The sequence below is a fragment of the Mesorhizobium sp. M0659 genome, assembly GCF_040320605.1.
Classification (GTDB): Bacteria; Pseudomonadota; Alphaproteobacteria; order Rhizobiales; family Rhizobiaceae; genus Mesorhizobium.
In genome coordinates, this window is sequence record NZ_JAMYPY010000004.1 from 227292 (window position 1) to 248277 (window position 20986).

General features: G+C 63.0%; 16 protein-coding genes. 11 read left to right on the forward strand and 5 right to left on the reverse strand.

Features of this window, described 5'->3' with window-relative positions; translation table 11 throughout:
* The first annotated feature begins 17 nt into the window (after positions 1 to 17).
* The gene (locus tag NKI31_RS08725) at positions 18 to 1208 is read left to right on the forward strand and encodes an Mrp/NBP35 family ATP-binding protein (protein ID WP_352651231.1); all 1191 of its coding nucleotides are present in this window, start codon (positions 18 to 20) and stop codon (positions 1206 to 1208) included.
* A 17-nt stretch (positions 1209 to 1225) separates the two neighbouring features.
* Here the strand turns inward: NKI31_RS08725 and NKI31_RS08730 are convergent, their stop codons facing one another.
* Positions 1226 to 1684, reverse strand: coding sequence for an SRPBCC family protein (locus NKI31_RS08730; protein ID WP_023688787.1), 459 nt, complete (start codon positions 1682 to 1684; stop codon positions 1226 to 1228).
* A 143-nt stretch (positions 1685 to 1827) separates the two neighbouring features.
* On the opposite strand from NKI31_RS08730, the gene NKI31_RS08735 reads away from it, so the two are divergent.
* From NKI31_RS08735 to NKI31_RS08745, 3 genes are all read left to right on the forward strand, one after another.
* Complete coding sequence (locus NKI31_RS08735) at positions 1828 to 3633, forward strand: IlvD/Edd family dehydratase (protein ID WP_352651233.1); 1806 nt, start codon at positions 1828 to 1830, stop codon at positions 3631 to 3633.
* A 332-nt stretch (positions 3634 to 3965) separates the two neighbouring features.
* Positions 3966 to 5447: a flavin monoamine oxidase family protein gene (locus tag NKI31_RS08740; protein WP_023682062.1), complete on the forward strand. Its 1482-nt coding sequence runs from the start codon at positions 3966 to 3968 to the stop codon at positions 5445 to 5447.
* Positions 5448 to 5521: 74 nt separating this feature from the next.
* Positions 5522 to 5920 (forward strand): hypothetical protein, encoded by a 399-nt coding sequence (locus tag NKI31_RS08745; protein ID WP_352461750.1) that lies wholly within the window; start codon positions 5522 to 5524, stop codon positions 5918 to 5920.
* A 17-nt stretch (positions 5921 to 5937) separates the two neighbouring features.
* Here NKI31_RS08745 and NKI31_RS08750 read toward each other — a convergent pair whose 3' ends face one another.
* Both NKI31_RS08750 and pdxR read right to left on the reverse strand, forming a co-directional pair.
* Positions 5938 to 7557 (reverse strand): trimethylamine methyltransferase family protein, encoded by a 1620-nt coding sequence (locus NKI31_RS08750; RefSeq protein WP_023821504.1) that lies wholly within the window; start codon positions 7555 to 7557, stop codon positions 5938 to 5940.
* A gap of 207 nt (positions 7558 to 7764) precedes the next feature.
* On the reverse strand, positions 7765 to 9258 hold the full coding sequence (pdxR, locus tag NKI31_RS08755; protein WP_023669484.1) for a MocR-like pyridoxine biosynthesis transcription factor PdxR: 1494 nt from the start codon (positions 9256 to 9258) through the stop codon (positions 7765 to 7767).
* A 427-nt stretch (positions 9259 to 9685) separates the two neighbouring features.
* Here pdxR and pgi point away from each other — a divergent pair, with 427 nt between their 5' ends.
* On the forward strand, positions 9686 to 11329 hold the full coding sequence (pgi, locus tag NKI31_RS08760; protein ID WP_502896811.1) for a glucose-6-phosphate isomerase: 1644 nt from the start codon (positions 9686 to 9688) through the stop codon (positions 11327 to 11329).
* Positions 11326 to 12057 carry an HAD family hydrolase gene (locus tag NKI31_RS08765; RefSeq protein WP_023709202.1) on the forward strand — a complete coding sequence of 244 codons (732 nt, stop codon included), beginning with the start codon at positions 11326 to 11328 and terminating at the stop codon, positions 12055 to 12057. The genes pgi and NKI31_RS08765 overlap by 4 nt, the downstream gene beginning before the upstream one ends.
* A gap of 347 nt (positions 12058 to 12404) precedes the next feature.
* On the opposite strand, the gene NKI31_RS08770 is transcribed toward NKI31_RS08765, so the two are convergent.
* Complete coding sequence (locus tag NKI31_RS08770) at positions 12405 to 13091, reverse strand: class I SAM-dependent methyltransferase (RefSeq protein WP_352651401.1); 687 nt, start codon at positions 13089 to 13091, stop codon at positions 12405 to 12407.
* An 80-nt stretch (positions 13092 to 13171) separates the two neighbouring features.
* Positions 13172 to 15163: a long-chain fatty acid--CoA ligase gene (locus tag NKI31_RS08775; RefSeq protein ID WP_352651236.1), complete on the reverse strand. Its 1992-nt coding sequence runs from the start codon at positions 15161 to 15163 to the stop codon at positions 13172 to 13174.
* A gap of 475 nt (positions 15164 to 15638) precedes the next feature.
* Between NKI31_RS08775 and NKI31_RS08780 the strand changes: the two genes are divergently transcribed.
* The 5 genes from NKI31_RS08780 to NKI31_RS08800 are packed head-to-tail and all read left to right on the forward strand — an operon-like array spanning position 15639 to position 20878.
* Positions 15639 to 17237 carry an ABC transporter substrate-binding protein gene (locus NKI31_RS08780; protein WP_023669491.1) on the forward strand — a complete coding sequence of 533 codons (1599 nt, stop codon included), beginning with the start codon at positions 15639 to 15641 and terminating at the stop codon, positions 17235 to 17237.
* Positions 17238 to 17284: 47 nt separating this feature from the next.
* The gene (locus tag NKI31_RS08785; RefSeq protein ID WP_023669492.1) at positions 17285 to 18292 is read left to right on the forward strand and encodes an ABC transporter permease subunit; all 1008 of its coding nucleotides are present in this window, start codon (positions 17285 to 17287) and stop codon (positions 18290 to 18292) included.
* A gap of 26 nt (positions 18293 to 18318) precedes the next feature.
* Positions 18319 to 19203 (forward strand): ABC transporter permease subunit, encoded by an 885-nt coding sequence (locus NKI31_RS08790; RefSeq protein WP_352651403.1) that lies wholly within the window; start codon positions 18319 to 18321, stop codon positions 19201 to 19203.
* On the forward strand, positions 19203 to 20048 hold the full coding sequence (locus NKI31_RS08795; RefSeq protein ID WP_352651238.1) for an ABC transporter ATP-binding protein: 846 nt from the start codon (positions 19203 to 19205) through the stop codon (positions 20046 to 20048). Before NKI31_RS08790 ends, NKI31_RS08795 begins: the two co-directional genes overlap by 1 nt.
* Complete coding sequence (locus NKI31_RS08800; RefSeq protein ID WP_023682050.1) at positions 20048 to 20878, forward strand: dipeptide ABC transporter ATP-binding protein; 831 nt, start codon at positions 20048 to 20050, stop codon at positions 20876 to 20878. The genes NKI31_RS08795 and NKI31_RS08800 overlap by 1 nt, the downstream gene beginning before the upstream one ends.
* The last annotated feature ends 108 nt before the right edge of the window (positions 20879 to 20986 follow it).

Genomic DNA, 20986 nt, shown 5'->3' on the forward strand with positions numbered 1-20986 from the left:
CGCCTAGGGAACAATGCATGTCCGTCACCAAGGAAATCGTCACCGAGCGTCTGAAGACGGTCAACGGGCCGGACTTCACCGGCAACATCGTCGACCTCGGCATGGTTTCGGAGATTTTCATCGCCGATTCGAAAGTGTTTTTCTCGATCACCGTTCCTGCCGCCCGCGCACAGGAGATGGAGCCGCTGCGCGCCGCAGCCGAGCGTGTCGTCAAGGCGATCCCTGGTGTCGCCGGCGCCGTCGTCGCGCTGACGGCGGAGAAGAAGGGCGGCGGCATGGAGGCTCCGGTTGCGTCGCGTCCCGCGCCCAGGCCCGCACCGCCGGCTGCGCCAGCCGCGCCGCGCCCAGCTCCACACTCTCCAGCCCCGCACGCCCCGGCCTCGCAAAGCTCGGGCAAGCGCGGCGTGCCCGGCATCGAGGCGATCATCGCGGTGGCGTCCGGCAAGGGCGGCGTCGGCAAGTCGACCACCGCTGTCAACATCGCGCTTGGCCTCGCCGCCAACGGTTTGCGTGTCGGCGTGCTCGATGCCGATATTTATGGCCCGTCCATGCCCAGGCTGCTCAACATCCATGGCCGGCCGGAGACCGTCGACGGCAAGATCCTGAAACCGATGGAGAATTACGGCCTTAAGGTGATGTCGATGGGCTTCCTCGTCGACGAGGAGACGCCGATGATCTGGCGCGGTCCGATGGTGATGTCGGCGCTGACGCAGATGCTGCGCGAGGTCGAATGGGGCCGCCTCGACGTGCTCGTCGTCGACATGCCGCCCGGCACCGGCGACGCCCAGCTGACCATGGCCCAGCAGGTGCCGCTGGCCGGCGCGGTCATCGTCTCGACGCCGCAGGACCTGGCGCTGATCGACGCCCGCAAAGGATTGAATATGTTCAAGAAGGTCGACGTGCCGCTGCTCGGCATCGTGGAGAACATGAGCTATTTCATCGCCCCCGATACCGGCAAGCGCTACGACATCTTTGGCCATGGCGGGGCGCGGCGCGAGGCCGAGCGCCTCGGCGTGACTTTCCTCGGCGAAGTGCCGCTGGAAATGGGCATTCGCGAAAGTTCTGATGAAGGTGCTCCGGTGGTGGCGTCGAAGCCAGACAGCGCCGAGGCGAAGATCTATCGCGACATTGCGTCGAAGGTCTGGGACCGGGTCAACGAAGAACGCGGCGCGGCCGAAGCGGCGGTGCCGAACATCGTGTTCGAGTAGCTCGGATATCCCTCCCCTCAAGGGGGAGGGGAACCCACCTTCTCGCCAAAGCTTGAAAAGAACTGCAAGGCCAGCTTCTTCGAAGTCGATTCGATGAGCCGGCTGCCGAGTTGGGCGATCTTGCCGCCGACTTCGGCTTTGGCCGCGTATTTGAGGACCGTCGCATCCGGCCCGTCCGCCGTCAGCGTCACGTCGGCGCCACCCTTGGCGAAGCCGGCAATACCGCCCTTGCCCTCGCCCTGGATGGTGTAGGAGTGCGGCGGCTTCAGGTTCTTCAACGTCACCTCGCCGTTGAATGTCGCCTTGATCGGTCCGATCTTCAACACCACCGTCGCCGCCATTTCGGTCGGCGATTTCATCTCCAGGTGCTGGCAGCCGGGAATGGTCGCCTGCAAAACCTTCGGATCGTTCAGCGCGTCCCACACTTTCTGCAGGGGGGCGGCAATGCGTTCCTCGCCTTCGATCACCAAAGCCATCGACACCTCCCGGACAGACTTCGAAGGCCTAACGCACGGTCTGGTCTGTGTCTATCGCACCAAAGTCCGGTTGCGACGGTGCGCCCTCTTGCCTGCTTCCGCGCGTTGCCATATCGATTTGTCTTACAAATACGGAGACCATGATGGCAGGCGCCCCCACCGGAAAGAAGAAATTTCGCTCGCAGGAGTGGTTCGACAATCCCGACAATCCAGGCATGACCGCGCTCTACCTCGAGCGCTACCTGAACTATGGCCTGACGCGGGCCGAGCTGATGTCGGGCAAGCCGCTGATCGGCATCGCCCAGACCGGCTCGGATCTGTCGCCATGCAACCGCCACCATATCGAGCTCGCCAAGCGCGTGCGCGAAGGCATCGTCTCGATGGGCGGCATCCCCTTCGAATTCCCGTGCCATCCGATCCAGGAGACCGGCAAGCGCCCGACCGCGGCACTCGACCGCAACCTTGCCTATCTCGGCCTAGTCGAAGTGCTCTACGGCTATCCGCTCGACGGCGTCGTGCTGACCATCGGCTGCGACAAAACCACGCCGGCGCTGCTGATGGCGGCGGCCACCGTCAATATTCCGGCCATAGCACTTTCGGTCGGACCGATGCTCAATGGCTGGCACAAGGGCAAGCGCACGGGATCGGGCACCATCGTCTGGGAATCGCGCCAGCGCCTCTCGGCCGGCGAGATCGACTATGACGAGTTCATGGACATCGTCGCCTCATCGGCGCCGTCGACCGGCTATTGCAACACCATGGGCACCGCCACCACGATGAACTCGCTGGCCGAGGCGCTCGGCATGCAATTGCCGGGCTCGGCTGCCATTCCGGCACCCTACCGCGAGCGCGGCCAGATCTCCTATGAGACGGGCAAGCGCATCGTCGAGATGGTGCATGAGGATCTGAAGCCATCCGACATCATGACGCGCAAGGCGTTCGAGAACGCCATTGTCGTCAATTCGGCGATTGGCGGCTCGACCAACGCGCCGATCCACCTCAACGCGATTGCCCGCCATCTCGGCGTGCCGCTCACCAATGACGACTGGCAGACGGTCGGCCTCCATGTGCCGCTCATCGTCAATCTGCAGCCATCGGGCGAATATCTCGGCGAGGACTATCATCATGCCGGCGGCGTGCCGGCTGTGGTGGCCGAACTGATGAAGGCCAAGCTGCTGCCTTATCCCGAAGCGATGACCGTCAACGGGAAATCGATCGGCGACAATTGCAAGGATGTCGCCAACGAGAACACCGACGTCATCCGCACCGTCGCCGAGCCGCTGAAGGCCAATGCCGGCTTCATCAATCTCAGCGGCAATCTGTTCGATTCCGCAATCATGAAGATGAGCGGCATCTCGCCGGAATTCCGCGAACGCTATCTCTCCAACCCGAACGACCCGGAAGCCTTCGAGGGCAACGCCATGGTCTTCGATGGTCCCGAGGACTACCACGCCCGCATCGACGATCCGGCGCAAGGCATCGACGAGCACACCATCCTGTTCATGCGCGGCGCTGGCCCAATCGGCTATCCCGGCGGCGCCGAGGTCGTCAACATGCAGCCGCCGGCCTATCTCATCAAGAAGGGCATTCACGCGCTGGCCTGCATCGGCGATGGCCGCCAGTCTGGCACATCCGGCTCGCCCTCTATCCTCAACGCTTCGCCGGAAGCCGCCATTGGCGGCGGCCTGGCGCTGCTCAAGACCGGCGACCGTGTGCGCATCGACTTACGCAAAGGCACTGCCAACATCCTCGTCACCGACGAGGAAATCACGCGCCGCCGTGCCGAACTGCAGGACGATGGCGGCTACCACTATCCCAAGCACCAGACGCCATGGCAGGAGATCCAGCGCTCCATGGTCGACCAGTTCTCGGAGGGCATGGTGCTGAAGCCGGCGGTGAAATACCAGGACGTCGCGCACACCAGCGGCGTGCCGAGGGACAACCACTGAGCACCCGCTTGATATGAAAATGCCGGCCTGATCGGGCCGGCATGAAAGCCTTGGCGTAAGCTTGTTTGGATGGCGGCCTCAGGGTGGAGGCGGGCCGGACGAAGCGGCGATGGCTGTGATGCCGGAAAGTCGTCCTGCCTTGCGGATGACTGGTGTGTGATACTGTTTCTTCATAGGACCCGTTGCCCGTTTTAGATCACTGCTCGCACGCCAACTGATCCCACCTGTCAGTATGACATTGCAGTCCTCGTCAGTTTCGGGTTTTTTGACACGAAATCAAGAGGGGTCCAGAGCGTCGTCCATGATGATGGTTTTCCGCCACGGGCGTATCCTTGCCGCCTAGCCCAATCGACATTGCCCCGGTCGACATTGCTATTGTCGGCGCGGGCATGGCCGGTCTCTTCCTGGCGTGGCGCTTGTCCCAAAGTGAAAAGCCCGCAAGGATCGCTGTTTTCGAATCCGCCGGTCGCGTCGGCGGTCGGGCCTCCACGGTCTCATTTCCCGGAGAGCCGAACTTCGGCATCGATCTCGGCGCGATGATGCTGATGCCGCAACATCGGCTGCTCAAAAAACTCATGGCGACGCTGGATGTAAAGCTGTCGGGTATGGACGTCGTCACCGGCGCCAACCGGCTCCATCTGCGCGGTAGGAGCCTGCCCTACGCCGCTATATCGCGCTTTGCGCCGCGCCGCCTGTTTGCCTATGACGTGACGCGTCGGCTGCAGGAAAAAGGCCCGTCCCGCCTGCTGCGAAAGGCGGCAGCACTGATCCTGCCGGGTTCGGAGGCCTTCGGCAGCGCCGAATGGAACGGCGCCGCAGGCTTCGTTTATCGCGGCCGCAAGCTGGCGGATTGGGCGACTTGGGATGTGCTGGCGACGGTCTTGACCCCGGAGGAAATGGCTTTTGCCGAGGACGCGGTGGGCTATTCGTTGCTCCTGCGCGGACCCAACGCCGCCGAGACGTTCAGGCTTGCGCTCGGCGAGCTGAGCGGCGGCCGCTCCTATTGTTCCCCCGATGGTGGGTTCCAGCCGGTTGCGGAGCGAATGGCCGGGCGGATCGCTGTCAGCGGCGGCGCCGTCCATCTCGATCACACCGTGACCGCCATCGCCCGCTCGGCGCAAGGGATGGTCTTGTCTGTCGAGGGGCAGGGCGGGACGGTCGAGGCGCGCAAGGTCGTGCTGGCGTTACCGGTCCGCCCCCTGCGGACCCTGCTGGAAAAGTCCGGCATCGAGCAGCCCAGCGATCTGCCGGCACCGGAACCCTGGCCGATGCTCACGCTGGCCGCCTGCTATGCCAGCCCATGGTGGGCTCGAAACGGCATCGCGGCCGGCCACAGCGTGACCGATCTGCCGGCTCGCCAGATATGGCAGTTCACAAAAGCGGACGCGCGCGACGCGACGATTCGGCGGAGCGTCGCCATGGCCTATTGCGATGGCAGGCACATGGTATTCTGGCGCTCACTGCTGCCTGAGCTCGCTCGGCGCCACGGTTTTGCGGTTTTGGCCGAGGGACATTCCGCGCTGGAGGCCTTTCACGGCCAGATGGTCGAAGTCCATGGCAAACACGGCGCCATCTCGAAACCCATCGGCGGGTTTGCGCAGGATTGGGGTGCGCCGGCCTATGGCGGCGCGTCGCATGTATGGGACCGTGGCATAGATATCTCCGGTATAAAACTGGCGAGCCATACGCTCGCTCCTGGCATTCATGTCTGTGGCGAAGCGTGGTCCAACAATCACGGCTGGATCGAGGGCGCGCTGGAAAGTGCGGAAGACCTGTTGCAGCGGGAATTCGGGCTCGACGCCTGGCTTGCCTGAGACTCCGCAAAGGCGATGAAAAACGATCCTACATTCCCATATGAGTGGTCGGCTATCGGACGGAAAGTATCAACGTGACTAAACGGCGCTCTTCAATCGGTTTCCTCGGCATGTTCGGCCGCTCCGGCGATTTGCGGGAACTCGACACCGCGCTGCGCGGCGCCGATCTGCATCCGGCGCTTGTTCCCGAGGGGGTAAAGCTCACCATCGTCAATTTGATGAAGGATCATTGGCCGGACGAGCCGCCGCCCGACGCCTATCGGTCCGTGGCGCAGCTGTTTGGCTATTGCATCGCAGGCCCACAAACCTTTGAGCAGGCCAATGAGCCGGAGCGGCGGCTGGAGGCTGAGCGCCGCATCGAGGCTGCGCTTGAAACCGGCGACAGCCTGGATGCCCAGATCGTGTTGATGGCGCTGCATGGCAAGCTGATCAGCGCCGAAGTCGTCGAGCGCTTTGGGCTAAGTGTGGACTGACCTTCGTAAGGTGAAGCTTACCCGCCCATGCCGCTGCGTGGCAGCTTGATCATCTCGCCGAAGCGGGCGCGCAATTTGTCGTCGAGCAGCTTCGGCACATGGCGCGGGAAGCGCTCGGCAAGCACGCGCTTCTTTTCGATGATCGCCCGCTGCAAGATGTCGGGCCGGCCCTTCTCGTTCCATTCCTTGGGCGAAAAGCGGTCGCCCACGGCCGGATAAAAATACTCGGTCTGCATCAGCCGCAGCGTCTGCTCATTGCCGAGATAGTGGCCTGGGCCATTCATGCAGACTTCGGTGATGGTGTCGATCGACAGTGCTTCATCGGTCACTTCGATGCCGCGCACGCAGCGTAGACAGTGGCCCAACATGTCATTGTCTATGATCAGGCTCTCCAGGCAAAAGCCGAGCAGCGAGGCGTGCATGCCTGCCGATTCATAGACCAGATTGAGGCCGGCAAGACCGGCCATCACGTCGGTGATCCCCTTTTCATAGCCGGACTGGATGTCGGGCAGTTTCGAATCCGTCATGCCGGCGGCCGAACCGCCCGGCAGATCGTAGAACTGCGCCATCTGCGCACAGGCCGAAGTCAGCACTGCCTGCTCGGCCGAGCCGCCCGACATAGCACCGGTCCTGAGGTCGGAGACGAACGGCCATGTGCCGAAGATCGCCGGATGCCCCGGCTTGATGGCGTTGACATAGATGAGGCCGACCAGCACTTCGGCCACCGCTTGCACCACAGCGCCGGCAATCGCCGCCGGAGCGGTGGCGCCGGCCTGGCCGGCCGATAAAAGCAGGATCGGAATGCCGCCTTCGACGCAGGCTTCGAGCACGCCGCAGGCGTCCTCGGCAAACTTCATCGGCGGTACGACGAAGCAGTTGGAGTTCGACACGAACGGCCGGGCGCGGAAATTCTCCTCGCCGCCGGCGATCGCATAAAGCATTTCCAGCGCCGGCTGCACGTTCTCGCGCACCGTGAAGGAGGTGCCGACATGCTTCGACGTCCCCATCACGCAGGCGTAGAGCGTGTTGAAGTCCATTTCGAGCGGATCGGGAATGTCGCGCGGCACCATGGGCCGCTGGAAGAAATGGATGTTGTCGAGCCCTTCGACGAGGCGGGCGGCGTCGTAAATGTCCTGCACCAGCGACTCGCGGTATTCGCGCTTTTCGACATCGACCAGATGCACCGCCGCACCCGCCGTGCCGTAATGCACGCGCTTGCCCTGGATCAGCATGTCATGCCTGGGGTCCTGGCCGTGCAGCGTAAAATTCCGCGCGGCTCGTCTGATCGTGTCCATCACAAGCCCGCGTGGGAAACGGACGCGGCCGTCATCGCCATAGACGGCGCCGACCCCGGTCAGCGCCTCGATGCAGGAGGGAATGGCATTGGCGAAGCCGACGGTCTCCAGCAGCGTCAGCACCGCTTCATGGATGCGCTCCTGGTCGTTCTGGTTGAGCGGCCCGTAGCTGCCGCCTTCGAGGCCGGCGCGCACCGGCCGGATATCGTCGGCAAGCGGTGCGGCCCGCATGGCGCGGCGCGCTTCGCGCCCGCCGGATCGTCGCGAACGCTGGTCGGCTGATGTATCTTTAGGAGCCGCATCCTTAAGAGCCGCATCCTGCTGCTCAACAGCCACTGACATGGGGGGCACTCCACCTTTAGCTTGCGAAACACGGCGCGGTGATTGGTCCACCGTCGGCTTGCTTCGTCCCTCTGTCAGCCGACTATGCCGTTGCCATTGGCCCAGCCTATGGGCCAGTCAACGCAGCCGAGTATGCCAGAGAGCTAATGCAGAATGTTGGTGATCATGCCAAGGGCCGGGACTGTTCAAAGCCCCGGCACAGGCAAATCAGGCTGCAGCGGGCCTGCGTCCGGCTGCGGTCGCGAGCTCGCGAATACCCGGCTCGATGTGCTGCAATGCGATCGAGGAAATGCCCAAGCGCATGAAACGCGAGGGCTTTTCGGTGCGATCGAAGAAGCGGTCGCCCGGCTCGATGATGACGCTGCGCGAGGCCGCGGCCTCGGCCAGTCCACGTGAATCGGTGCCGCGCGGGCCTTCCAGCCAGAGCGATGTGCCGCCGGCTGAATCGGTCGAGCGCCATTCCGGCAGGAATGCGGAAATCGCATGGACCAGACGCTTGCGCCGCTCGTCGAAGGCCGACGACAGCCGCCGCACCAGCGCCTCGTGATGGCCGAGCGACAGGAACAGCGCTACCGCGCGCTGATTGTTGGCCGGCGGGTGCCTGAGCATGAAGCGGCGCAGCGCCCTGAGCTCGGAGATTAGTCCAGCCGAAGCGACGATGTAGCCAAGCCGCAGGCCCGGAGCCAGCGTCTTCGACATCGAGCCGACATAGACGACGCGACCCGAGCGATCGAGGCTCTTCAGCGCCTGCTGCGGCGCCTCGTCGAGAAGCTGGCTGTCATAGCCGTCCTCGATGATGATCTGGTTGTGGCGGTTGGCGCGCGCCAGAAGGTCCTGCCGCCGCTCTGCCGACAGCGGCACCATGGTCGGGCAATGGTGGCTGGGGGTGACGAAGACAAAGCCGGAATCGTTGGGGATGGACGAGGTGACGATGCCGGACTGATCGACCGGAACCGGCTGGATTTCGGCGCCTGCCAGGCGGAAGATCGAGCGCGCGTCGGGGTATCCCGGGTCTTCCATCGCGACCTTGGAGCCCTTTGTCATCAGCAGTGTCGCCAGCATATAGAGCGCGTTCTGGGCGCCGAGCGTGACGATGATCTCGTCCGGATTGGCGAAGATGCCGCGCCGCGGCAACAGCCGCGCCTGGATCTGCTCGATCAAGAGCGGATCGTCGCGGTCGACCATGTCCGAGGCCCAGTTGCGGATCTCAAGCACGGCCAGCGCCATGCGATTGCACTCACGCCATTCGGCGGTCGGGAACAATGCCGGGTCGAACTGGCCGTAGACGAAGGGGTAGGACGACTTGATCCAGTTGTCGTGCTTGGCCGGCGGCGGCATGTCGCTGGCAGCGATCTGCCGGCGTGCCTTCCAGTCGATCTCGTTTTGCTGGTCCGGCGCCTTCTGGTGCGGCTTGGCGGGGGTGGCCAGCACATCCGGATTGACGAAATGGCCGCGCCGTTCGCGCGCCACCAGGAAACCTTGGTCGACCAATTGCTGGAACGCCAGCACCACAGTGCCGCGTGCGACGCCGAGTTTTTCAGCCAGGATGCGGCAGGACGGAAGCGGCATCGAAGCGGCGATCTGCCGGTCGAGAATGGCGGCGACGATCGCCTGACGGATCTGCGCCTGCAGGGTCTGGCCCGATTCCGCCGAAATCCGGAACAGGCCGGACCATATGGCCGTGTCGTTACGCTGTGGCATGGAAGGTGTTCCTCGATGGCCAGTCTTTTTTGCTTGGCTGGACCAGCGGAAGGTAACCGTGGCACAAGGGGTTGCGCCAATCAATTTTTCTGATCGCTGGGATTTATGCCAGTGATCTATGCGCGACGCGCAGCGTCGTCGCATCCCCGGGTGACGCTTGCGTCATCCCGCAGCGCGGACGCCCGCGCGACGCGGAGCGTCGTCGCGCCTCACTATCCCCAGCGCGACGCGCAGCGTCGTCGCTACTCCCATCACATCATCCAGCGCGACGCGCAGCGTCGTAGCTCCATCACATCGCACTATGCTGCACTGCGTCATCCCCACGCATTGAAACATGGGGAATTCGGCTCAATAAGATCAGCGCGACGACACGCGCCGGAAACATCCGGTCTGATAAGATGTCGTGAAAAACGATCAGGAGCCGGCAGTGGATCATTCCTCCTTCGACAAACAGCTTGTCGCCTTGCGTGCTGCGCGCGCGGCGGCATCGGGCACGATGCGCGAGGCGTTTGCCGCGGACCCCAAGCGCTTCGAGACATTTTCGGCCAGCGACGGCGACCTTTTGCTCGACTGGTCGAAATGCGCGGTCGACCAGCGCACGATGGAACTGCTCGAGAAGCTCGCCGCCGCCGCCGATCTCGAAGGTCGCCGGGCCGCAATGTTTTCCGGCAAGAAGATCAACATCACCGAGGATCGCGCCGTGCTGCACACGGCGCTACGGAACCTCTCGGGCAAGGGCGTCACGGTCGATGGCCAGGACGTCAAGGCGGATGTGCTGTCCGTGCTCGACGCCATGGGCGCTTTCGCCGATGCCATTCGCTCCGGCAAGGCCGCCGGCGCCACCGGCAAGAAAATCACCGACATCGTCAACATCGGCATTGGCGGCTCCGATCTCGGCCCGGCCATGGCGACGCTGGCGCTGGCGCCCTATCACGACGGCCCGCGCGCGCACTACGTCTCCAACATCGACGGCGCCCATATCCACGACACGCTGAAGGGCCTGTCGGCCGAAACCACTCTGTTCATCATCGCCTCCAAGACCTTCACCACGGTCGAGACGATGACCAATGCCGAGACGGCGCGCGAATGGGTGCAGAAGGCGCTCGGCAAGGAAGCAGTCGGCAAGCAATTCGCCGCCGTCTCGACCGCGCTCGACCTGGTGGCGAAATTTGGGATTGAGGCCGATCGCGTGTTCGGCTTCTGGGACTGGGTCGGCGGCCGCTATTCGCTGTGGGGCGCCATCGGCCTGCCGGTGATGATCGCCATCGGCCCGCGCAACTTCCGCGCCTTCCTCGATGGCGCGCATGAGATGGACGAGCACTTCCGCACCGCACCCCTGCAGAAGAACCTGCCGGCGCTGCTGGGGCTGGTCGGCTGGTGGCATCGCGTGATCTGCGGTTATCCGGCGCGTGCGGTCATCCCTTATGACCAGCGCCTTTCCAGGCTGCCGGCCTATCTGCAGCAGCTCGACATGGAATCGAACGGCAAGGGCGTCACCCTCGACGGCACGCCGGTGACGACGCCGACCGGACCGCTGGTCTGGGGCGAGCCCGGCACCAATGGCCAGCACGCCTTCTTCCAGCTGCTGCACCAGGGCACCGATTTCATCCCGGTCGAGTTCCTTGCCGCTGCCGTCGGCCATGAGCCTGATCTCAAGCACCAGCACGATCTACTGCTTGCCAATTGCTTGGCCCAATCGGAAGCGTTGATGAAGGGCCGCACGCTGGACGAGGCGCGCGCGCAGATGCTGGCCAAGGGCATGAAGCCGGCCGATGTCGACAGAATAGCCCCGCACCGTGTCTTCTCCGGCAACCGCCCGTCGGTGACGATCCTCTACCGCAAGCTCGACCCGCGCACCTTCGGCCGGCTGATCGCGCTTTACGAGCACCGCGTCTTCGTCGAAGGCACTCTGTTCAACATCAATTCCTTCGACCAATGGGGCGTCGAGCTCGGCAAGGAGCTGGCGACCGGCCTGTTGCCAGTCGTGGAAGGCAAGGAGAGCGCCGACAAGCGCGACGCATCGACGGCCGGGCTGGTGGCGCGCATCCAGCAACTGCGGGGGGCTCAATGAAAAATCCGGCCGACATCAAGGGCATCTTGTTCGACAAGGACGGCACGCTTGTCGATTTCAACGCGACCTGGCTCGGCATCGCCGATTTCATGGCCATGGACGCCGCCGAGGGCGATCGCTGGAAAGCCGACAGGCTGCTTTCGGCGGCGGGCTTCGATTTTGTCGCCAAGCGTTTCAAGCCGGATTCCATCTTCGCCTCGGGCACCAACATGGATGTCGTCGAACTATGGTTCCCGCGCCTGTCCGACGAGGACCAGATGCTGGCCGTCGCCCGCTTCAACGAGATCACCTCGGTGCAAGGCTCATCGATGGCGGTGGCCCTGCCCGGCATCGTCGCGGCGCTGACGGCTCTGCACAAGCGATCCTACCGGCTCGGCGTCGCCACCAACGATTCGACTGCCGGTGCCGAAAAGACCATGGTCACGCTCGGCGTCGCCCAGCTGTTCACCGCCGCCTATGGCTATGACGCGGTCGCCAATCCGAAACCGGCGCCGGACACGATCGTCGCCTTTTGCGACCTGACCGGGTTGAAGGCGTCCGAGATCGCCATGGTCGGCGACAACCGCCACGACCTGGAGATGGCGCGTGCTGGCGGCTGCGGCCTGGCGGTCGGCGTGCTCTCCGGCACCGGCACGCGTGAATCGCTGTCGGCGATCGCCGATGTCGTTTTGGATTCGGTCGCCGATTTGCCAGACTTTCTCTCGGCGCGGGTCAAGGAGACGGTCTGAAGGGGGCCTGGGGCAAACTCAATTCGACTCGAGATTTCCCGCCAATGGCCGCGTTGGGCGAAGCAGCCCATGAAAACTATGGAGCTTCTGGTTTGTTTTCGGACACAGTGGGCCACTCATCAGCAGAGCAAACGTACCCGCATTTGCCGCACCTGATCTTGGCGCTTGCGTTATCGATGTCTTCGCCCGGCTGAAGGTCGAAGCCGCGATTTTCGCACTTTGGGCAAACTGTGAAACCGATACGTTGAACAACTTTAATCCACGCCATTCGACTTCTCCTATCAACGGCTAATCGAATCTATTTTCTGCCCCTTGAGGTTTGTCCACAATGAGTAGAATCCGGCCATTCAGAGCGACTGGGCTTTGCCGCGTCGCGCTAGCAAATCTTCCGGCTCGAACCAAAACACACCGCTCAGCCTGCCCGCAGCGCCCTTCGCGTCACCGAAGTCCGGCACTTGATATTCCGCAACCAACCGAAGCCGCGACAGCGGCAGATCGGCGCGGCGGGGGTCGCCGACCAGCACTTCGATGCCGGCTGCCAGGCAGCGGTCGAGGAACGGAATAACTCGTATCGCAACCTCGCGGCCGTAGAACACGTCGCCGGCAAGCACGAGGTCGACGGCCGGCGGCGGGCCTGTGGTGATGTCCTTGTCGACAATGGTGATCTCGACGCCGTTGGCCAACGCGTTGAGGCCGATCGCGGCGACGCCGTTGCGGTCGATCTCCGCCGCGATCACCGCGCTGGCGCCGGCCTTGGCGGCGGCGATGCCGACGAGGCCGGAGCCGGCGCCGAGATCGAGCACGCGTCGGCCGGCTACGCTTTGCGGATGGTCGAGTATATAGCGCGCAAGCACCGCCCCGCCGGCCCATGGATAGGCCCAGTAGGGCGGCGGTGGCTGAGGCGCGTCGTCGACTGGCTCAACCGCATCGTCGTCCGCGCCTTGGTGCGGGTCGACAAGCCGCCTCAGGCCGCTGCCGGGATGAGCCGTGTAGAGTTGGATTTCAGGAAGTGCTGGAACAGGCGCAAGGCGCATGTTCGCCTTGATGAACGTCGCCGCGTCGGGACGCGGATTGTCGTCTACACTTTCGCCGCGACTAGGCTCGTCGTTCAAATCTATTCCCGCAGCGCCCGGCGCAAAATCTTGCCCACCGGAGTCTTCGGCAGTTCGGTCCTGAACTCGATGTATTTCGGCCGCTTGTAGCCGGTCAGGTTTTCGCGGCAATAGGCGGTGATTGCCTCAGCGGTCAGCGCCGGATCTTTCTTGACGATGAACAGCTTCGGCACCTCGCCCGAATGCTCGTCCGGCACGCCGATCGCCGCCACTTCGAGCACGCCCGGATGCTGGGCGACGACTTCCTCGAGTTCGTTGGGATAGACGTTGAAGCCGGAGACCAGGATCATGTCCTTCTTGCGGTCGACGATCTTGGTGTAGCCGCGCTCGTCCATGAAGCCCATGTCGCCGGATTTGAAAAACCCGTCCTTGGTCATCACCTTGGCGGTCTCGTCCGGCCGGTTCCAGTAACCGGCCATCACTTGCGGTCCGCGGATGCAGATCTCGCCGACTTCGCCCAGCGGCAGGTTGTTGCCGTCATCGTCGCGGATGACGATCTCGGTCGACGGCAGCGGCAGGCCGATCGTGCCGGTGAAATTGCTGTCGCTGAACTTGTTGGCGGTGGCCACCGGCGAGGTCTCCGACAGCCCATAGCCCTCGGTGATCGAATTGCCGGTCAGCGCCTTCCAGCGCTCGGCAACCCCCTTCTGTACCGCCATGCCACCACCCAGCGTCATGATCAGCGGCTTGAAGTCGAGCTTGCGGAAATCCTCGTTGTTAAGCAGCGCGTTGAACAGCGTGTTGAGGCCGGGGAAAATGTGCATCGGGTATTTCTGCAGCTCCTTGACGAAGCCGGGAATGTCGCGCGGGTTGGGAACGAGCACGTTCTGGGCGCCCTGCTGCATGCCCATCAGCGCGTTCACCGTCAGCGCGAAGATATGGTAGAGCGGCAGCGCGCAGATGAAGTTGAGATGCGCCGGTTTCGGCTTGATCGCATAGGCGTCCTGCAGCCACAGCGTGTTCTGCGCGACATTGGACAGCACATTGGAGTGCAGCAGCACAGCACCTTTGGAAATCCCCGTGGTTCCGCCGGTATATTGCAGGAAGGCGACGTCGCCGGCCTCCATCTTGGCCGGTTTGAAGGCGATGCCGGCGCCGGCTTTCACCGCCGCATTGAATTTGACATGGCCGGGCAGCGACCAGGCCGGCACCATCTTCTTCACCCGGCGCACGACGAGGTTGACGATCGTGCCCTTGAGGGCGCCGAGCATGTCGCCCATCGCCGCGACCACCACATGCTTGACCGCCGTCCTGGCAATTACCGCGTCCAGGGTGCTGGCGAAATTCTCCAGAATGACGATCGCCTGCGCGCCGGAATCCTTGAGCTGATGTTCGAGCTCGCGCGGCGTGTAGAGCGGATTGATGTTCACCACGACATAGCCGGCGCGAAGCACGGCCATCATCGCCACCGGATATTGCAGCACATTCGGCATCATCAGCGCCACGCGTGCGCCTTTCTGCAGGCCCTTCGATTGCAGATAAGCGCCGAAGGCGGCCGATTGCCGCTCGAGTTCGGCATAGGAGATCGACTTGCCCATGCAGACGTATGCCGGCTGGCCGGAAAACTGCTTGCAGGCGCCGACGAGGAAGTCGCCGATCGAACTGTAGGGCAGGGCGCCGATCTCTGCCGGCACGACTTTCGAATAGCTTTTGAGCCATGGCTTTTCCGGCAAGCCCGCGGCAAGCGCCGTCAGCGTCTTCGGCAGTTTTTTGGCCGCGCCCGGCGAAGGCTTCGAGGCCGGCTTCGCCGCGGCTGTCTTGGCGGCTGGGGGCTGAGCGGGCTTTGCAGCGGGTGCTGTCTTCGCCGCGCGCTTGACCGCAGGTTTCGCCGCCAGCTTGGCGCTCGCCTTCGCCGGCGTCGAGATTGCCGTTGGCTTGACGGAGGGAGTGGCTTTGGCCGGTGGCGCTTTCGACTTGGCGGCAGCGGCGGCCGGTTTTGAAGCTTTCGCCGCTTTTGCTTTCGCCGGGGCCGTTGACTTTGTTGCTTTCGCCACCTCTAGCCTCCCTCAGTCGTTCTGTTGCCTGCTCCATGCTGCGCGCCTCGATGTGGTGAGGCGTCCTCCGCTGCAGCGATGTCGCGGATTCCCGGAAAATCCAGCGTGTCATCTATCTATTGCGACTATCGGCGGCCGTGCAAGTCTTGCCCCAGCGGCAGGACGGCAAAGATTTGCCGTCGAAATCCTTCCCGCGACGCCGGCTCGGCAATGCCGTCCTGTCATCTCGGTGGCGAAACCCAGGCTTGTGGATTTTTGGCTTACGATTGCTGCGATCAATGAAAAAATGCGGTCGTTAACAATCCCGTGATTAGCAGATTTTGCTATTTGTTTCTGCAATTCGTCAAAGACCGAGGAATATTTTCTGCTTACGGTGGGGTAGGCAAACAGGGTGTTCCAAAGCCGGAAAAACGGTGCTTATATGCGCGCTTCGCGAGCCTATAGAGGGGCTTGGAAGAACATCAGGGAGTGCTCAATGAAAAAGAAACTGACTTTTGCAGCCGCGTTGCTGGCTGCAAGCGTCCTCGGCGGTGTGGCCAATGCCAAGACGCTGGTCTATTGCTCGGAGGCCTCGCCGGCCAACTTCGACCCGGGTACCACGACGGGCGGCAACGACTTCGACGCCTCGTCGCGCACCGTCTATTCGCGCCTGGTCGAGTTCAAGCATGGCGGCACCGAAGTTGTGCCCGGTCTCGCCGACAAATGGGAGATTTCGGACGACGGTCTGGTCTATACTTTCCACCTGCATCCGGGCGTGAAGTTCCAGACGACGGATTTCTTCAAGCCGACGCGTGATTTCAATGCCGACGACGTCGTCTTTTCGTTCGATCGCCAGTTCAACAAGGAAAACCCCTGGAACGGCGAGAAGTACCTGCCGAACCTGACCTGGGACTACTACACCGGCATGGACATGCCGAAATACGTCGCCAAGTGGGAAAAGGTCGATGACCTGACCGTGAAGCTGACGCTGACCGAGCCGAACGCGCCGATGCTGGCCAATCTCGGCATGGACTTCGCCTCGATCGTGTCGAAGGAATATGCCGACCAGCTGGAAAAAGACGGCAAGATGGCCGACTTCTCGACCAAGCCGGTCGGTACAGGTCCGTTCCAGTTCGTCGACTACCAGCTGGATTCGGTCATCCGCTATGCGGCCAACCCGGACTACTTCAAGGGCAAGGAAAAGATCGACGATCTCGTCTTCGCGATCACGCCTGACGCCACCGCCCGCATCCAGAAGGTGCTCGCCGGCGAATGCGATATCGCGCCCTATCCGAATCCTGCCGACATCGGCACGATCAAGGCCAACGCCGACGTGACCCTGATGGATCAGGCTGGCCTCAACATCGGCTATATGAGCTACAACACCACCATCCCGCCGCTCGACAAGCCTGAAGTGCGCCATGCGCTCAACCAGGCGATCGATCGGGAATCGCTCATCAAGTCGCTGTTCCAGGACGCTGGCGCCACGCCGGCCGTAAACTTGATCCCGCCGACCATGTGGTCGTGGAACAAGGACGTGAAGTCCGACGCCTATGATCCGGAAGCCGCCAAGAAGGTGCTGGCCGATGCCGGATTGAAGGAGATCCAGCTTTGGGCCTCCGACCGCGTCCGTCCCTACAACCCGAACTTCCAGCGCGCCGCCGAACTGATCCAGGCTGACTGGGCCAAGGTCGGCGTCAAGGCGGAGATCGTCAGCTACGAGTGGACGAAGTACCGCGAAGAAGGCAAGAAGAAGGAACGCCCGGGCGCCTTCCAGATCGGCTGGACCGGTGACAATGGCGATCCGGACAATTTCTTCGCCACGCTGTTCGCCTGCTCGGCCATCGGCGTGTCGAACTACTCCAGCTGGTGCGACAAGGACTTCGAGGATCTGATCCAAAAGGCCAAGAAGACCAGCGATCAGGCCGAACGCACCAAGCTCTATGAAGAGGCGCAGGTTGTCTTCCAGAAGCAGGCTCCGGCCTTCCTCATGGCACACAGCCAAGTCTACGCAGTCGTGCGCAAGAATGTCAGCGGCTTCATGATGGACCCGCTCGGCATTCATCGCTTCGACGGCGTCGACAAGGCCGAATAGAACTGTTAGGCGGGCGGCGCGCAATCAGGCGCCGCCCGCTTTTCAAGATGCTCCGATATCTCCTAAACAAAATCGTCTTGGTGCTGCCGACGCTGATCGGCATCACCATCTGCGCCTTCGCTTTCGTCAGGCTGCTGCCCGGCGATCCCATTCTTGCCATGGCCGGCGAGCATGGCGTGTCGCCCGAGCGTTACGCGGAACTGAAGGAACAGTTCGGCTACAATTTGCCGATCTGGCAGCAATACGCGCATTATGTCCGCGATGCCGCGACCGGTAATTTCGGCGTGTCGATTTCGTCCAAGCGGCCGGTCATCGAAGATTTCATGACGCTGTTCCCGGCAACCATCGAGCTCTCCGTCTTCGCCATGATCTTCGCCATGGTGCTGGCCATACCGGCCGGCATCATTGCTGCGGTCAAACGCGGCTCCTGGTTCGACCAGGGGCTGATGGGCACCGCCCTTGTCGGCTATTCCATGCCGATTTTCTGGTGGGGTCTGCTGCTGATCATCTTTTTCTCCGGCTATCTCGGCTGGACCCCGGTTTCAGGACGCATCGGCCTTCAGTTCTTTATCAAGCCGATCACCGGCTTCCTGACCCTCGACAGCCTGCTCTACGGCAAATGGGATGCTTTCCGCTCGGCATTGAGCCACCTGGTGCTGCCGACAATTGTGCTCGGCACCATCCCGCTGGCGGTGATCGCGCGCCAGACGCGCTCGGCCATGCTCGAAGTGCTGGGCGAAGACTATGTGCGGACCGCCCGCGCCAAGGGCCTGTCGTCGTCCCGCGTCATCGGCGTGCATGCGCTGCGCAATGCGCTGATCCCGGTGGTCACCACCATCGGCCTGCAGGTCAGTACCCTGCTCGCCGGCGCCATTCTCACAGAAACCATCTTCGCCTGGCCGGGCATCGGCAAGTGGATGGTCGAATCCATATCCAAGCGCGACTATGTCGTCGTGCAGTCAGGCTTGCTGCTGATCGCCCTTATCGTCATGGCGGTGAACCTGATCGTCGACGTGCTTTATGCCGTCATCAACCCGCGCATCAGGGCGGCGTGATGAGCCAGTCGACCGAAATCGCCCCGATGGCCGCCGGCAACCCTGACCGACTGACCGGCTTCAGGACTTTCTGGCACTATTTCTCGGTAAACCGCGGCGCCGTCATCGGCCTGTTCGTCTTCATCGTTTTGGTGCTGGCCGCGCTCTTTGCACCGCTGCTCGCGCCCTATGCGCCCGACATCCAGGACAAGACCGCTTTCTTGCGTCCGCCGGCCTGGCAGGCAGGCGGCAGCATGGAATATCTGCTTGGCACCGACGCGGTCGGCCGCGACATGCTCTCGCGCCTGCTCTATGGCGCGCGTTTCTCGCTGCTCATCGGCGCCGTCGTGGTCACGCTGGCGCTTGTCGGCGGCATCACGCTCGGCCTTTTGGCCGGCTATTTCCGGGGCTGGGTCGACGTGGCGATCATGCGGGTCATGGATCTGATCCTGTCCTTCCCGTCGCTGCTCTTGGCGCTGGTTCTGGTCACCATCCTCGGCCCCGGCCTGTTCAACGCCATGCTGGCCATCGCGCTTGTCCTGCAACCCCACTTTGCCCGTCTGGTGCGCGCTGCCGTCATGGCCGAAAAGAGCCGCGAATATGTGGTCGCCGCCAAGGTCGCCGGCGCCGGCCATATAAGGCTTATGCTGCGCACCATCCTGCCCAACTGCCTGGCGCCGCTGATCGTGCAGGGCACGCTGTCCTTCTCCAACGCCATCCTGGAGGCGGCCGCTCTCGGCTTTCTCGGCCTTGGCGCCCAGCCGCCGACACCGGAATGGGGAACCATGCTCGCCTCGGCGCGTGAATTCATCCTGCGCGCCTGGTGGGTGGTGACCTTCCCCGGTCTGGCCATCCTCATCACCGTGCTTGCCATCAACCTGATCGGCGACGGTCTGCGCGATGCGCTCGATCCGAAGCTGAGGAGGTCGTAATGGCGCTGCTCGACATCCGCAATCTCGTCGTTGAGTTCCAGACCGCATCCGGCCCGTTCCGCGCGGTCGATGGCGTCTCGCTCCATGTGAACGAACGTGAAGTGCTGGCCATCGTCGGCGAATCCGGCTCCGGCAAGTCGGTGTCGATGCTGGCTGTGATGGGGCTGTTGCCGTGGACGGCGACGGTCACTGCCGACCAGATGAGCTTCAACGGCCGCGATCTTCTGAAGATGAGCCCGGCCGACCGTCGCAAGATCGTCGGCAAGGACATGTCGATGATCTTCCAGGAGCCGATGGCCAGTCTCAATCCGTGCTTCACCGTCGGCTTCCAGATCGAGGAAGTGCTGCGCTTCCATATGGGCATGGACAAGGCCCAGCGTCGCGAGCGCGCCATCGAATTGCTGACGCAGGTCGGCATTGCCGAGCCGGCCGAACGGCTGAACTCGTTCCCGCACCAGATGTCGGGCGGCCAGTGCCAGCGGGTGATGATCGCCATCGCCATCGCCTGCAATCCCAAGCTTCTGATCGCCGACGAGCCGACCACCGCGCTCGACGTTACCATCCAGAAGCAGATCCTCGACCTGCTGGTCTCGCTGCAGGTCAAATACGGCATGGGCCTGATCATGATCACCCACAATATGGGCGTCGTCGCCGAGACCGCCGACCGCGTCATCGTCCAGTACAAGGGCCGCAAGATGGAAGAGGCCGACGTGCTGTCGCTGTTTGAATCGCCCAAGAGCAATTACACCCGCGCGCTTTTGTCGGCGCTGCCGGAAAATGCCGTCGGCGACCGGCTACCGACCGTCTCGGACATGCTGTTCGAACCGGCTGCCGAGGGCGTCTGATGAGCATCAAGGTCGTCGAAGGCAAGGACATCGTGCGCGACTATCACGTCGGCGGCGGCCTGTTTCGCGGCGCGCGCACCGTGCATGCGGTCAAGGGCGTCTCGTTCAGCGTCGACAAGGGCAAGACGCTGGCCATCGTCGGTGAATCGGGCTGCGGCAAGTCAACGCTGGCGCGCATCATCACGCTGATCGATCCGGCAACGTCGGGCGAACTGTTCATCGACGGCAACAAGGTCGACATCGCAAGGAACGGCCTGACCAGGGAGATGCGCCGCAAGGTGCAGATCGTCTTCCAGAACCCTTACGGATCGCTCAATCCGCGCCAAAAGATCGGAGATGTGCTGGGCGAGCCGCTGCTCATCAACACCGACAAGCCGGCCGAAGAGCGGCGCGACCTCGCCATGAGGATGCTGAAGAAGGTCGGCCTCGGCACCGAGCACTACAATCGCTACCCTCACATGTTCTCGGGCGGCCAGCGCCAGCGCATCGCCATTGCCCGCGCGCTGATGCTGAACCCGAGCCTGCTGGTGCTTGACGAACCGGTCTCCGCGCTCGACCTTTCGGTGCAGGCGCAGGTGCTCAACCTGCTCGCCGACCTGCAGGACGAATTCCAGCTGACCTATGTCTTCATCAGCCACGATCTGTCTGTCGTGCGCTACATCGCCGACGACGTGATGGTGATGTATTTCGGCGAAGCCGTCGAATACGGCTCGCGCGAGGAGGTCTTCGCCGACCCCAAGCACAACTACACCAGAACGCTGTTCGCCGCGACCCCGCGGGCCGACGTCGCCTCGATCAAGGCGCGGCTGGCGAAGAAGAAGGCCGCCTGACCTCTCACCGAGAATTGTTTTTGAACAATCGGAAATGCGTCGCGGCGGTGGTTTGCCGGCAGGATTGTTCGCGATCTGCGAGCTGCCGGGCGCAAGCCGCGTCGCAGG

What these genes read in the sequence shown, in the direction of transcription:
- NKI31_RS08780 (WP_023669491.1), top strand. Translation starts at nt 15,639, where the DNA reads ATGAAAAAGAAACTGACTTTTGCAGCCGCGTTGCTGGCTGCAAGCGTC.
- pdxR (WP_023669484.1), bottom strand. Translation starts at nt 9,258, where the DNA reads ATGCCACAGCGTAACGACACGGCCATATGGTCCGGCCTGTTCCGGATT.
- NKI31_RS08790 (WP_352651403.1), top strand. Translation starts at nt 18,319, where the DNA reads ATGGCCGCCGGCAACCCTGACCGACTGACCGGCTTCAGGACTTTCTGG.
- NKI31_RS08750 (WP_023821504.1), bottom strand. Translation starts at nt 7,557, where the DNA reads ATGTCAGTGGCTGTTGAGCAGCAGGATGCGGCTCTTAAGGATGCGGCT.
- NKI31_RS08785 (WP_023669492.1), top strand. Translation starts at nt 17,285, where the DNA reads ATGCTCCGATATCTCCTAAACAAAATCGTCTTGGTGCTGCCGACGCTG.
- NKI31_RS08795 (WP_352651238.1), top strand. Translation starts at nt 19,203, where the DNA reads ATGGCGCTGCTCGACATCCGCAATCTCGTCGTTGAGTTCCAGACCGCA.
- NKI31_RS08800 (WP_023682050.1), top strand. Translation starts at nt 20,048, where the DNA reads ATGAGCATCAAGGTCGTCGAAGGCAAGGACATCGTGCGCGACTATCAC.
- NKI31_RS08725 (WP_352651231.1), top strand. Translation starts at nt 18, where the DNA reads ATGTCCGTCACCAAGGAAATCGTCACCGAGCGTCTGAAGACGGTCAAC.
- NKI31_RS08730 (WP_023688787.1), bottom strand. Translation starts at nt 1,684, where the DNA reads ATGGCTTTGGTGATCGAAGGCGAGGAACGCATTGCCGCCCCCCTGCAG.
- NKI31_RS08770 (WP_352651401.1), bottom strand. Translation starts at nt 13,091, where the DNA reads ATGCGCCTTGCGCCTGTTCCAGCACTTCCTGAAATCCAACTCTACACG.
- NKI31_RS08735 (WP_352651233.1), top strand. Translation starts at nt 1,828, where the DNA reads ATGGCAGGCGCCCCCACCGGAAAGAAGAAATTTCGCTCGCAGGAGTGG.
- NKI31_RS08765 (WP_023709202.1), top strand. Translation starts at nt 11,326, where the DNA reads ATGAAAAATCCGGCCGACATCAAGGGCATCTTGTTCGACAAGGACGGC.